Origin of the sequence: Chryseobacterium sp. BLS98 (assembly GCF_001045445.1) — a bacterium.
In the GTDB taxonomy this organism is placed as follows: domain Bacteria; phylum Bacteroidota; class Bacteroidia; order Flavobacteriales; family Weeksellaceae; genus Chryseobacterium.
Map to the genome: position 1 here is coordinate 936,445 of NZ_LFNF01000001.1, position 13,985 is coordinate 950,429.

12 protein-coding genes are annotated in these 13,985 nt (G+C 37.8%); 3 read left to right on the plus strand and 9 right to left on the minus strand.

Annotated elements, in window-relative coordinates; genetic code table 11:
* Positions 1 to 30: 30 nt before the first annotated feature.
* The 6 genes from ACM40_RS04185 to ACM40_RS04210 form a co-directional block, all read right to left on the minus strand.
* The gene (locus ACM40_RS04185) at positions 31 to 600 is read right to left on the minus strand and encodes a methyltransferase family protein (RefSeq protein WP_048501533.1); all 570 of its coding nucleotides are present in this window, start codon (positions 598 to 600) and stop codon (positions 31 to 33) included.
* Positions 601 to 765: 165 nt separating this feature from the next.
* Positions 766 to 1,068: a 2TM domain-containing protein gene (locus tag ACM40_RS04190; protein WP_048501534.1), complete on the minus strand. Its 303-nt coding sequence runs from the start codon at positions 1,066 to 1,068 to the stop codon at positions 766 to 768.
* Entirely contained in the window at positions 1,055 to 2,383 is a 1,329-nt protein-coding gene (locus ACM40_RS04195; protein ID WP_048501535.1) for a 2TM domain-containing protein, read from the minus strand. Before ACM40_RS04195 ends, ACM40_RS04190 begins: the two co-directional genes overlap by 14 nt.
* Before the next feature lie 129 nt (positions 2,384 to 2,512).
* Positions 2,513 to 3,166: a hypothetical protein gene (locus tag ACM40_RS04200; protein WP_048501536.1), complete on the minus strand. Its 654-nt coding sequence runs from the start codon at positions 3,164 to 3,166 to the stop codon at positions 2,513 to 2,515.
* Between the two features lie 81 nt (positions 3,167 to 3,247).
* Positions 3,248 to 5,491: a TonB-dependent receptor gene (locus ACM40_RS04205; RefSeq protein WP_048501537.1), complete on the minus strand. Its 2,244-nt coding sequence runs from the start codon at positions 5,489 to 5,491 to the stop codon at positions 3,248 to 3,250.
* Between the two features lie 92 nt (positions 5,492 to 5,583).
* Entirely contained in the window at positions 5,584 to 6,486 is a 903-nt protein-coding gene (locus ACM40_RS04210) for a GyrI-like domain-containing protein (protein ID WP_048501538.1), read from the minus strand.
* A 147-nt stretch (positions 6,487 to 6,633) separates the two neighbouring features.
* Between ACM40_RS04210 and ACM40_RS04215 the strand changes: the two genes are divergently transcribed.
* Positions 6,634 to 7,137 carry a superoxide dismutase family protein gene (locus tag ACM40_RS04215; protein ID WP_048501736.1) on the plus strand — a complete coding sequence of 168 codons (504 nt, stop codon included), beginning with the start codon at positions 6,634 to 6,636 and terminating at the stop codon, positions 7,135 to 7,137.
* A gap of 52 nt (positions 7,138 to 7,189) precedes the next feature.
* Here ACM40_RS04215 and ACM40_RS04220 read toward each other — a convergent pair whose 3' ends face one another.
* Positions 7,190 to 9,319, minus strand: coding sequence for a carboxy terminal-processing peptidase (locus ACM40_RS04220; protein WP_048501539.1), 2,130 nt, complete (start codon positions 9,317 to 9,319; stop codon positions 7,190 to 7,192).
* Between the two features lie 306 nt (positions 9,320 to 9,625).
* Positions 9,626 to 10,447: a hypothetical protein gene (locus ACM40_RS04225; protein ID WP_048501540.1), complete on the minus strand. Its 822-nt coding sequence runs from the start codon at positions 10,445 to 10,447 to the stop codon at positions 9,626 to 9,628.
* A gap of 571 nt (positions 10,448 to 11,018) precedes the next feature.
* Here ACM40_RS04225 and surE point away from each other — a divergent pair.
* Together surE and ACM40_RS04240 are read left to right on the plus strand one after the other, a co-directional pair.
* Positions 11,019 to 11,789, plus strand: coding sequence for a 5'/3'-nucleotidase SurE (gene surE, locus ACM40_RS04235; RefSeq protein WP_048501542.1), 771 nt, complete (start codon positions 11,019 to 11,021; stop codon positions 11,787 to 11,789).
* Positions 11,789 to 12,454 carry a GNAT family N-acetyltransferase gene (locus ACM40_RS04240; protein WP_048501543.1) on the plus strand — a complete coding sequence of 222 codons (666 nt, stop codon included), beginning with the start codon at positions 11,789 to 11,791 and terminating at the stop codon, positions 12,452 to 12,454. Before surE ends, ACM40_RS04240 begins: the two co-directional genes overlap by 1 nt.
* A gap of 124 nt (positions 12,455 to 12,578) precedes the next feature.
* Here ACM40_RS04240 and ACM40_RS04245 read toward each other — a convergent pair whose 3' ends face one another.
* Positions 12,579 to 13,982 carry a radical SAM protein gene (locus tag ACM40_RS04245; protein ID WP_048501544.1) on the minus strand — a complete coding sequence of 468 codons (1,404 nt, stop codon included), beginning with the start codon at positions 13,980 to 13,982 and terminating at the stop codon, positions 12,579 to 12,581.
* Positions 13,983 to 13,985 lie beyond the last annotated feature (3 nt).

Below are 13,985 nucleotides of genomic sequence, written 5' to 3' on the forward strand. Positions count from 1 at the left end.
GACAGATTAAACGCCTGTTATTGCTCCTGATCAGTAAATGAACGGGATTAGTTTTTTTGTGGTTCTTCTGTATTCCAGATACTCTTCGCCAAATTTTTCTATAAGGGCCTGCTCTTCAATTTTAATCCTGTAAATAAAGGCTAAAAATGGTGGCAGAAAAGCCAGTATCAGAGAAATCCAGTTATTAAGGTATAATCCTAATCCTAAAGAGGTTAATAAAGAAAATGCATAGGAAGGATGTCTTAAGTATTTGTAAAATCCTTCTTTTTTGATTTGGTGATCCTGCTTTATCGTCACATCTACTGTAAAATATTTCCCTAAAGATCTGATGATGATAAATCGGAAGATAATTCCGGTGAGGATAAAAAATTCTCCTAAATACAAGATCCATTCGCCTTCAGCGATCGGAAATCTGGTTATGTAAGAAACCGTAACTGAAGCTGCAATGGAGAACGGGATAGCCATCCATAGAATATTCAGGGTCGATTTGTCTTTATCCTTGCTGTCTTCTTTGCCGGATTTCAGGATATTTTTGTAGAGAATCTCCGTAAGAAACCAGGCGACCATTGAAACGGTGAACAAAATTTGTAGTGGATTCATTTTTTTAGTTTTTTGTAAAACGGTAAAATAGTGAAAGGGCGAAATGATAAAAGGGCTTATCAGGTATACACCTTCTGATCTCGTTTAAACTTATCATTAATCGGAAGTATTTTCTTACGAACATAGGCAATTCAGCCTTTTTGCCATTCCGCTTTTTCGCCTTAATTACTCCTTATTCTTCTTCATCTCATTCCTGATCTTTTTCTCTTCCCAGTTCCTGACGAAACTGACATTGGGCAGAAAAACGATTATTGCATGAACTACCAACCCAATCCCCCAACAGGTAGCGGTAAAGAAGTTTTTGAACTGGAAATAGCTCTCCCCGGGGTCTAAATGTTTATAATTATAGAAGACAATTAAGATATTTACAACGACATAGATGAACAGATGCCTGTAAAATCTGCTCAGTCGCTCAACCTGCCTTCTTACCTGCTGGTAACGGATGTCATTTTCATCATAATTTTTCATGGTCACTGTTTTTTTGTTTATCCATAATTTCCCGGATCTTCCTTTCTTTCCAGGATTCTCCAACACCAAAAACCCGGAAAGCATGAGAAATAAGACCAATTCCCCATCCTAACATAGGAAAATAGAACCACAAGTCTTTGGGAGATGTTATAAGGTTGATAATTGTTAAAAACGGGATCACCGTACAGTAGGAAATTAAGTTGGCATAGAAGCTTTTCAGCTCTTTTACCCTTTTTCTGGCCTTCTCATAAGATCCGTTTTCATCTTCGGTTTTTACACTGGTCCTGTTTGGCTTACTGATAAGTATCGGAACTTTTACTTTAAAATAATCTTCTGATTTTTCAATGAAAACATTCTTTTTGGTTAGCAGGGCATACCGCTGCACAATATTGGCCAGACCAATCCCTGCGCTTTCTTTCATCTGTTCTCTTGCCTGCAAGTTGTTTTCGATACAAAGCGTATCATTATCTGAAAATATTTTTATAACCAAAGGTTTTGAAGAGGTGGCAAAATTATGCTTGATACAGTTTTCCAGTAAAAGCTGGAGGGAAAGCGGAACTACATATCTCCTGTAATCTTCTTTTTTAACATCAAAAATAAAGTCTACACTGTCCTCAAATCTGGTTTTTAAAAGATCACAGTAGGTTTTTGCGAATTCTATCTCATCTTCTACGGTAACAAGCTCCTTATCTTTCTGCTCCAGCACATAACGGTAAATCTTTGACATGGAAGCAGTAAACTTCTGAGCCTGAGCGGGATTTTCATCAATGAGCGAGCTCAGTACATTCAGGGAGTTAAAGAGAAAGTGAGGATCCAGCTGGTTTTTCAGGCTTTCAAACTGTGCATTGGCAGATTTTGCGATGAGTTTCTGTTCCACCACTTCCTTCCGTGACGTCTTCTTCAGCTCTTCCATAAAGCCTTTTGCATGAAGAAATGCGGAAATAAGCAGGGCGATATTAATCATGAACCAATTGGTGACACCATACTTTTTAGAGAAGAAATCTTCTGTAGTTGCCACTTTCTGAATCACAACATAATTCATATAATTACAGAAATACACGAGGATAAAATTCCCGATAATAATGGAAATAATACTCAAAATAGCTCTTGTTCTCGTTGTTTCGGACCAGGGGAACTTTTTATTGAGGAAATCGTTAATCAGGCCGTTTCCTACTCCCAGTACAAAGGAATACATCGTGGAAAGGAGCAGTGTCATTATAAAACTCTTCAAAGTCCTTTCATTAAAGAACAAAAAGAAGAACAACGCTGTGCCCAATGATATCCAAAGTAATGAAATAAAGTATTTACGTTTCATGATCCGTTTTCTTAACTCAAAATTAGTCTTTAATAAAGGGATGTGAAATTATTTTTTACCGAAGGGCAGATTTTGTTTCCTGAACGGCATAAAAAAACCTTCCGTGTAAGGAAGGTTTAGGGTTCTTTATTATTCTGCTTTAGGCATATTGATGAAATATTCCGCTTCTGCTCTGCCCCAGTTCGGATCTAAAGCTGTTTTAGGTTTGTAAGCATTAAACTTGGTAATAGCTTCTTTAAACATTTCCAATCCTTTAGTCTTGCTGCCTCCGTATTGTTCAGGGGTAAAATAAGTGTCTTCTGCTTTGATAAGAGCGATTCTCGGGTTTGAAGGATCCAGTTTTTCTGCAATTCCCATTTCTTCCGTAGCCTTGGCTCCGTCTGTCATATAACGCTGTGCCGGGTTCACCATCATTCTTAAAGAAGCTGCCATTTTTTTCAGCAAATGGATCTCTGCATTATCGGCTCCTGCAAGATTCTGGGCAGATGCCAGATATTTGTCCGCTTGTTCAGCCGTTTCATCCAGTGCCTGCATATTCCCGTTTCTCATCATCAGTCTTCCTTTCTGGATCTGGGAGAAAGCTGCATAGTAGGGAGGAAGCCATTTTGAGCTCTCCTTGCTTCCGATTCTCTGGAAATCATTAGCCAGAGTCTGGAATTCTTCAGGGGTTTTACATGTTTCTATCTTTGCGATTTTTTCAGCCATTACTTTTTCGTAATCTGCCTGTGCAAAAGCTGTTAAACTCATAAAAGCTAAAGCAAAACTTAATAGGTATTTTTTCATTATACTAATTTTTTTAGTTAGTTAATTTGTTGTCCGAAGTTATGTATTTTGTGATTATCTATGATCTCTGTTATTACTTTTTTATAAATTATTGTTGATGGCATCCTGCGTTTTATCGACACCAAAGCTGATGAAAGCGCCTATGAATACAAATGTATTGACCGGTGGAACAACTGCCGAACTTCTGGATCCGTCCAGGGAAAAATTGTATCCATACACATTTTTAGAGCCCAGAACATTGGAAACGCTCAATACAAATACGGTGAAGGCTTTAGCATCTTTTTTTCCAAGATTCGGAAGATAATTAAAGCTGATATTTAAGGCATTATAATCCTTCAGTCTTCCTTCGTTCCTGATATAATTGACTGAATTGCTATTCTCGGTTTTTGTAGCAATATCATAATAAGGGCGACCTTTGGAATAGGTATAAGATAAATTGACTCCTAATTTCCATTCCGGAATAAATCTTTTAGCTACAGCAGAAAGAGTGTGTGCGGAAGCAAAATTCGGTTTCAGACTTACAGGATAATTGACAAAATCTCTCTTTGAATCCAGGAAGGAATAGCTGATCCAGTAATCTATATTTTCAAAGGTTTTTTTATCTCTCCAGAACAGCTCAAGCCCTTTTGCATAGCCATAGCCGTCGTTATTCAAAGCGGTCTGTACCTGCTGGTTCTGCTCTTTGTCCGGTGTGATATTAAATGTTTTGATCAGCTGGTCGTATTTCTTGTAAAAGGCCTCAAAACGAAGGCTTCTCCCTTCTGATGCTCTCTGAACCTGGAAAATATAATGCTGTGATTTCTGAAAATCAAGATCTGTAGGCCAGTTGATATACTTACTTTCAGGATTCTGATAAAACAGCCCATAGGCAAAGGAGGTCGTCCAGTCTTTTGCCAGACGGTAAGCCAATGCAATGCGCGGTGCAATATTGCTTTTCCCTAAATAAGAAGAATTTTCAGCCCTCACTCCTATTTTGGCAGACAGCGCATTGCTGAATCCAAGATCCGTTTCTGCAAACACGGATGAAATAAGATCTTTATAGTTTTTCTGTACTTCTCCGAAATTCAGATTTTCATTGGTATTATTCAATTCAAAACCAGCCCTTACTGCACTGATTTTGTTAATCTTCCGTTCAAGAACAGCTTTAAAATTAATGTAATTTCCATCTGTTAAGAGCTCTGTCTTATCTGACTCTGTATCATGGGTTTCCGTGGAAAAATTAAGATCGGACCTGTTGTAAGAATAAGAGGTTCCTGCATTCAGAAGATATTTACCGAACTTCTGTTTAAAAGACAGGTTATGGTAGGTATTTTTCCCTTTCAGTCTTACCAGGGCAAAATCGTATTCCGGTTCCAGGCTTTCAGTTCTCACCCCCATTTTATTCGAGTCATACATTCCATAATATTTCAGGAATCCGCCTGATTTTGTTTTGATTCTAAAGTTAAAATCACCGTTTAAGCCCTGAGGAGCATCAATGAAATCTGTATTAAAATTAAAAACTTTCTGCATAGCACTTAAAAGCGAGTAGCCTAAAGTAGCCCCGAAAGAATGGTTTTTATCTGCTCCCAGTTTCTGAAACCCTGCACTCAAAAAGATGGGTGATATCCCAAAGTCATAAGAGCTTTGTTCCGGAAGATCCACACTTTCAAGCATCAAAGCTCCTGAAAGTGCCTGACCGTACAATGCAGAATACCCGCCACTTGAAAAGATATTTCCTTTAAAAAGAGAGGTGTTGAAACGGTCTCTTCCTGCAATTCCCGGAACTGAATTCGAGAAATAATTGTTGATCAGACTTCCGTCCATAAAGATCTTGGATTCTGTTCCTGTCCCTCCCCTGATGAAAAGCCCTTCGGTTTCCCCGACCTTCTGAACGCCCGGGAGGTAATTTAAAGCTGAAGAAATCTGTCCGTCTGCTCCTGCCGTCGTGTAAATATCAATGGGCGTCAGCAAAGCTGTTGCTCTTTTTTTATCGCTGGCTTCAATAGAACCTGCGGAAACCACTACAGCATCAATCTCACTGATCTGCTCTTTAAGCTCTGTATTGACTGAAATATCCTGATTATCAATAATAACAGCTTTTTCTACTTCCTGATATTTCGGATGGGTAAAAGTCAGGATATGGTTTCCTTTTTCTGAAGTTTCAAAGGAAAAATTCCCTTGAGCGTCTGTAGTAGCCCCGTCATAAGTATCTTTTAACGTGACATTTATTTCACTGATGCCTTTACTTTTAAACGTAACTTTTCCTGAGATCCTGACCTGTGAATATCCTGCGATGAAGGATAGAAAAGCAATCAGCAGCAAAAGTTTATTTCCTTGTGTTTTCATGGAGTTAATTTTCGGATCAAAAATAATAAGGAATATGCCTTTCTTTAAAATAATTCTTACTGAAAGGCATAGTTTGGCTTCTGAATGGGAAATTAGTGAACCGGGATGCAGAAATCCACCATCATTTTACCTTCCGGGTGCTCTTTGAAGTTGGTATGATAGATCTCAAACGGGAATGCTTTTCTCATGGAATAATGATGCTCGTTCATCCATAAAAAAAGAGAAACCCAGCACTGCTCAAAGTCGTGAAGGGTCACTTCCCCGCTTCCTACAATAAACTTTCCGGCATGTATGGTTTCCGAAAATACCAGCCCTTCCTGTTTCTCAAGATGTTTATCCAGAAGCATACAGGCATGGATTCTCACCTTGTCCGGAGGAGTTACTTTAAAACTGTCATGATAAACAGAAATCATTTTAACGTTTTCACGGGGAAACAGCTGTTTCTTTTTTGCCCAATCTATGAGAATATTGTAAGAAGGCTCTACATTGGCAATTCCTAAGCTCATTACCGCAGCCAGATTCATTTCCGGCAGTTCTTTTACTTCGATTTTTAAATTCATTTTGGTCCAGTTTAACAGGTTTTCTATAGTGCAAATGTATTGGCTGAAAACCGTATCCATTTGTCCGTTCTTGCTCTGTATCTGTAAAATCTTGTGAAAAGTTTCAGGTGCGGAATTCCTGAAGGCTGTTGGGGCTATTCCATAATATTTTTTAAAAGTCTTACTGAAAACGGAATGATTGGAAAATCCGAGATCAAGATAGAGGTCTTTCAATTCAATATCCTTTTTTACGGCCAGGTAAAAGGCGCTTTTTTCTATTTTCTTTCTGATGATATAATTCTGGAGTGTTTCGCCGGTAATAAGCTTAAAAATCCTGTGAAAATGGAAAGAAGAGTACATGGCAATCCCTGCCATTTTTTCCAGGGATAAATCTGCATCCAGATTATTATCAATGTATGCTATTGCTTTAACAATTCTTTTTTTCTGTTCCTCCATTTAAAGATACTGATCGGTAAAGGTATTAAGATCCATCCTGTTTCACTTGTCAGATATTGCTGTTTTCGAAAAAAAGACTGAAATCATAAAGTGCTTTGGAAAATGTTTTTTAAATTTATCGTTAAAATCACTTTAAATCATTTAAAAATGAAAGGACAAACATTAGCATTACTGGCGGGGTGTGCATTTTTAGCGGCTTCATGCTGCACGACAAAAACGTACACGGTTAACGCTAAGAGCGGAACTCAGACGGGCGGAACAGCCAAGTTTACCCAGAAAGGAGAAGAAGTGACGATGAAACTTGAGGTTACCAATCTTACTCCAGGTATTCATGCGGTGCATATTCACGAAAAAGGAGACTGTTCTGCAGCGGATGGAACTTCTACAGGCGGACACTGGAATCCAGCTAAAGACGACCATGGAAAATGGGGCGCTGAGCATTTCCACATGGGAGACATAGGAAACCTTACTGCTGATGCAAGCGGAAAAGCTGTCCTTACTTTCAAAACAACCAAATGGTGCCTGGGCTGTACGGATGAATCTAAAAATATCATCGGAAAAGGGCTTATTGTACATGCCGCAGCAGATGATTTCCATACTCAGCCTACCGGAAACGCAGGCGGAAGAGTGGGATGCGTAGAAATTAAATAATCTTTTATTATCATAAAAAAACCGCTGATCTTCATCAGCGGTTTTTTTGTTTTTATGATTTAGCTCCCATATCGGAAACGATATTCATAGCTTCCTGTAAGTATGGGTCTTTTTTCAGATTTTTGATCCACATTTCAGATTTTTTCTTGAATGCTTCGTCTTTTTTCTCTCTTTCCACTTCATTTGGATACATCATGAATTTCAGACCATTCTCGAATTTGCTCAAAGCTTTGAATTTCTCGATCTGAGCTTTTCTCTGCTTCATCAGTTCATTGAACTTATTGATATTCAACGTGATCGTTTCTTCTTTATCCAGCTTTTCTCTCCATTGGGCAGATTCAAGCAACAACTGGTAGTTGCTGTTTTTAGCCATTCTGTCTGCGCTTGCTTTTTCAAGAGCCTGAATATTGAAATAATTCAGTTTCTGGAAATTAGTGCTTGGAATTTTATCCCAGGCTAAAGCATAGTCATCATATCGCTCTCCTACCTCAGCATAAGTAAAGAAATCCTTCATCTGGATATCGGAAACGATTCCTTTTCTCTGGGTAGATTCTCCTGTGATTCTGTAGAATTTCTGGATGGTCAGTTTTAAAGATCCGAAATCATCTTCCGTATTCAGGAATCTGTTCAGGTCTACAAAAGTCTGTACTGTCCCTTTTCCGAAAGACTGCGGAGAACCGATAATCATTGCTCTTCCGTAATCCTGCATTACACCGGCTAAGATCTCAGAAGCCGAAGCAGAAAGCTCGTTCTGCATGATTACTAAAGGACCTGTCCAGATCGGAGTTTCATTTTTGTTCTTCAGGGTCTGGATTTTTCCGTTTCCGTCCTTCACCTGTACGTATGGCCCTGCATCCATGAAAAGTCCCATGATATCCCCTACTTCAGTTAAGGATCCACCGCCGTTGTTTCTGAGGTCAAGAACAATTCCTTCGATGTTCTGTTGCTTAAGCTTAATGATCTCATTTTTGATGTCGTCAGAAGCATTTCTTCCTTTAGCATCCTCAAAATCAGCATTAAAGCTTGGAAGGTTAATGAATCCATATTTTTTTCCGTTTGGAGAATTCACTACGATACTTCTTGCGAATGTGTCTTCAATAGCTACTTCTTCACGGATCATAGTAACGTCTTTAATCGTTCCGTCTTTTTTCTGAACCGTCAGTGTTACCGGCGTTCCTTTTTCACCTCTGATGAGTCTTACGGCTTCATCGGAAAGCATTCCCACTACATTTACCGCATCTTCTTTCGGTTTCGATTTTACTTTCAGGATCTTGTCACCTTCGGAAAGCTGTTTAGACTTCCAGGCCGGTGCACCGATCGTTAAAGCTCCAAGGAAAAGGTTTCCTTTTTTCTCCTGGATAAGAGCTCCGATACCGATCACTTTTCCGGTGAACTGGGTATCAAAATCTTCTTTATCTTTTGGAGAATAGTAATTGGTGTGCGGATCGAATACTTCAGTATACGCGTTCATATATACGGTAAACCAATCCATTTTCTTTCTCTTCTTGAATCTTGTAAAGGTATCTTTTACCAGGTCTTTCACTTCATCAGTTGCTTTTTTGATCTTCTGATCCTGATTAAGCGGCTGATATTTGATGGTGTCTTTCAATTTATATTTCTGAACAGAGTCTTTCTTTTCTTTCTGGGCCTCTTCCTTGCTGTTCATAGACTCAATCTCCTGAAGAATGTTATACTTAATATACTTTCTCCATTCGTTATACTGTTCCTGTTTGTTGACAGGCACTTTTTTAAGCTTAGGCTCAAGAGTCAGCGATTCATCTTCCTGAAGGTTGATAGGCTTACTGAAAATATCCTGAGTGATCTTATCGATCTCGTCCACTCTCTGGTAAAGTCTGTCGATCGTCAGCTTGTAGAAGGTAAGGTCACCCTGGCCGATATAATCATCAAGCTTGGTCTCATGCTTGCTGAATTCGTCCATATCCGACTGCAGAAAGTATCTTTTTGCAGGATCTACCAGTTCGAAATAATGTTTATAAACGTCCTTGGAATAGGCATCATTGATGGGTTTCGGGCTGTAATGTAAATAAGAAAGTGTATTCTTTACGCTCACCATAATCGTCTGCATCTTTTCATCGTCATTTTTTGGCGAGTTGAAACAAAACATTAGACTTGTCAATGGAATTAGGAGTAAAAATTTATTCAGTTTGAAATTTTTCCACATAAACTGTCTTTTTATTAATTTTTTTTAAAATATATACTACAATTAGTAGCAGCAATTAATTCGCTGTTACAAACTATCAAATTTAATACCTTATTTATAATTATCGGACAGTTTTAAGTTTTTTTTGTTAAAAGAAATATAATGTAATAGTGATTCAGTTTTACAAACAGCGTATACTCCTGAAATAGTGATACAAAAAAGATCGTTATTTCATAATTAGAAAGAGATACCCTAGAGTATTCTTTGAGAAATTTATATTTTACTCTTCTCTCTTGAACTATATTCAACAAAGATAGCAACTCCAAATTAAGGGAGTAAAGTTGTTATTAAGTTTCCTGAATTATTTACTGATACTTTATATCTGCTCCCATCTGGTGAGTGTAAAATAAGACCTTTTGAAGAAGAAATCTCAATATCTTTATTAGATATATTTCCCTTATCCACAACAGTTTGTAAACTATCTAGTGTATTTGAGATATCTGTTAAACCAATGGTTCCATCAGGTTTAGATACTAATATTTTTGTAAATGATGAGTCTGCTTTTAATTCTTTAGGAAATATTTGCAGACCATCAGTATTTGTTGCATATACTCCATACCCAAATCCACTTCCCGAATTATTGTCTCCTGTCATTAAGACAACATTACCTGCAGAAGCGGTTACTTGTCCCCATTCATAAACTCCATTAGTTCTGTTGGCAAAAAATTGAATACCAGAAGAGTCAAAATCCGTTTGAGATAAATAATTAGAATCTTGTAAAACAGCATGACTTCCAGTATTCATAACCTTTTGTAAATCAATCGACTGGCTTACATCCACATAAGTTGAACCACTCCATCTATATAATTTATTCTTATCTAAGGCCACATATAATTTTCCTGGTTCACCTATAACTGGAAAAGTTGATAAATTTGCAAATTCCAATATATCATCAACATAACTCGGAAGTTGGGAAGCAGGAACTTTTCCATCCACCAAATCCGCCTTTTGTGAAAAATCATAATTGACCTGTTCTAAGGGTAATTTTTCTTCTTTATGCCAATAGGAATCCTGCCAATCCCAAAAGTGTTCTTGTATAGGTTTGTCTCCGTTTTCAAATAATTGTTTTAATTCGTCTTTTGATTTCATTTTCTTAATTTTTTTTAATTATATGCTGTAGGCTTGCCAATCACTTCTCCCCTTCAGCAGTTTGTTTAGACTTTTTGAAAGTTTCTTTTAGTACAAAACTTCCGAAGATTTAGCTTTATTTTTTAAGGTGGTTCCCTACTAATGGATATCCACCCTACTTCTTAATATCATTTTTCATTTTCTCTTTTTTCTTAGGGCAAATATCCAGTGAGAAAACGACAGAACTCGTCGTGTTAAAAGAAAAATTATTTTTTGTAGATTATTTCATGAATTAAACTTTTATCTTTATTATAAACAGTAATTGATCTATAAGCCTATTGCAAGCTAGTGGGAGGAGGATGTTAGGTGTTTGGAAAAAAGATAGGATTATCCTTATTAAAAGCTTTATCAAAATGTTGTCTTTTATAGAAAATTTTTGGTCTAAATTTTGGAATCTTCCAATATTTCGATATAACTTTTCTATAAATGAACAAAAATTAACCAGCTTTATTTATTGTAGGAAGGTTTTAAAAAAGATAAAATTAAAATATGAACAATTCACATTGTATATTTGTAAAAATTAAAATATTTTATGGAAAGACCACTTATTCTGGTAACTAATGATGATGGAATCACCGCGCCCGGTATCAGAAACCTTATACAATTTATGAACGAAATAGGAGAAGTTGTTGTTGTTGCTCCCAACTCTCCCCAAAGTGGAAAAGGCCACGCTATTACAATCAATTCTACTTTAAGCTATGAAGAAGTAAACCTTGAGGGTCCTCAGACAGATTTTTCATGCAGCGGAACACCTGTAGACTGTGTAAAAATGGCTCTTGACAAAATTCTTACAAGAAGACCGGATATTGTCGTTTCAGGGATCAACCATGGAGCCAATTCTTCCATTAACGTCATTTATTCCGGAACCATGTCTGCGGCTGTGGAAGCAGGTGTGGAAGGGATTCCGGCTATAGGATTCTCACTTCTTGATTTCAGCTGGGAAGCAGATTTTACCCAGGCAAAACAACATATCCAGAATATTGTAAGAAGAACCCTTGAAAACCCAATGCCAAAAGGAATTGTTCTGAACGTTAATATTCCTAAGCTGCCAGCAGAGGAAATAAAAGGCATAAAGGTCTGTAAGCAGGCCAACGCAAAATGGGAAGAAAGCTTTGACGAAAGAGTGAATCCCCACGGAAAAAAATACTATTGGCTAACAGGATATTTCAACAATATGGACGATTCTGAAGATGCTGATGAAACGGCATTGGCTAACGGATATATTTCAATTGTTCCTGTAAAGTTTGATCTTACAGCTTATGAATACATGAAAACCCTTGAAGAGGTAATGAATTTTAACTGATGTACGAAAAGCTAGACAATCCTGTTTATCATTCACTTAATGAATACCACGAAAAGTTCTGCTTAAACTTCGGGAACACAAAATTTTACAACCCGGAAGTAGCCTCTTTTGGTGGCGCAGCAGAGATTTCAACAGCAGAAGACATCACAGAATATGCAAAAATCTGTGATGATTTTCTGATTTTCGGGGAGCGTCCTGATCTGGGAAATTTAAAAACGGATCTGTCGCAACTTGTATGTGATCAGTATGTCCTGGAGAATCCAATTGGTATTGATCTGACTGAGGAAATTGTTGAACTGAAAGAAGAGAATCATAATGAACTTCTGGCATTTGTGATGAAGTTCTATCCTTATTATTTTAAAGCAAGAACTCCTGAGTTGGGACGCTATTTTGGCATTTTTAAAGATGGTAAATTAGCGGCTGTAACAGGCGAAAGGATGCAAATGAATGATATGACAGAGGTAAGCGCCGTAATCACAGATACAGATCATATGGGAAAAGGTCTGGCCAAACAACTGGTGACTTTTGTTTCCGGAAAAATCTTTGAGGATGGAAAAACACCTTTCCTGCATGTAGCAGAAAGCAATACCGGAGCTAAAATGCTCTATGAAAAGCTTGGCTTTATGCATAGAGGAAAAATAAACTTATGGGGCGTGAAAAGCTAATTTTTCCCGCGTTTTTTATTATAAAGATGTCATCCTATTGTATTTTCCCACAGATTTCACAAATTTAACAGATGATTGGGTATAAAAAATCTGTGCGATCTGAGAGATCTGTGGGAAATCATTTTTAGAACAAAATTTTATCCTCTTTTCTCAATTCCTCAAGGTATTTGATTTTATCATCCCTGTAAAACAAATTCATCGTCTCGAAAGGAATCATTTTTAAATCTTTGTTGACAATGTGAACACAGGATTTTTTAATGGCACGCACGTCAAAATCGTGGGCATCCATAAAATTCATGATGATGATTCTAAAGAGATTGTCATAGTCTAAATTCGGGGCCGAAACTTCCGGAAGACAACACAATAGCTGGTTTACTTTAGGCTGAACCTTATCCACTGAAATTCCGGTACTGAAAATATCTAAAAGCTGCATTTGCAATCCTGTATCCTGTTCGTAAACGATTGTATTTCTTGTTTCATTATTCAGCAAATCGGCAGGGTTGATGTATCTGGTAAGAGGGATGATTTCACCTTCAAGCTTCAGAATATAGCCCATCGCCAGAGCATCGGGATTACAGGGAACAGGGATAATATCATCGGCGTTCAGAAGCGGAAACTGATTCAAAATTTCCTGCCTTACTTCTGTTAAAGTAATTTTTTCGTGAGCAGAATCCTCCCTGTTTCTTCCGGCTACCTCAACAGGCTGGAAGGTAATCCCGCGGACGCATTTCTGCTTTAAGGCAAAATCAATTAATTTTCCAATTTCGTCGATGTTTTTTCCTTTCTGAAGAACGATAACCAAAGTTGTGGAAAGATTTAATTCATTTAATTTCTCCAGAGCTTTCATACGGACATCCGTCAAATCTTTTCCCCTGAAATCTTCCAAAACCTCAGGTTTAAAAGAGTCAAACTGAAGGTAAATCTCAAATTCAGGGGCATAAGTCGCCAGTTTTCCTGCAAAACCGGGATCATTCGCAATACGGATTCCATTGGTATTGAGCATCAGATGTTTAATCGGTTTCGATTTGGCAATATCCATGATCTTAAAAAACTCGGGATGAATCGTCGGCTCGCCGCCACTGATCTGTACGACATCCGGTTCGCCCTCGTTTTTAACAATGGTATCAAACATGGCTTCAATCTGCTCCAAAGTTCTGTGACTTCCATAATGCGGCGAAGACATTGCGTAACAGGTAGGACACGTTAAATTACATCGGTCGGTGACTTCCACAATAGAAAGGCAGCTGTGCTGCTCATGATCTACGCATAAACCACAGTCGTACGGACAGCCATATTCCACATCTGTTCCGAAATGAACAGGCATTTCAGAGGCTTTATTGTAGTTTCTGATATTTTTGTAGTATTGAACATCTGAAGCAATCATGGTCTTGAAAAAGCCGTGATCAGGACATCTTTTGGTCATAAAAACCGCTTCATCCTCAATAATAATCTTCGCTCCTACCCTTTTCAGGCATTCGGGACAAAGGCTGATGGTATAATCGTAATAGGTATAATTTCTTACCGGCATAAT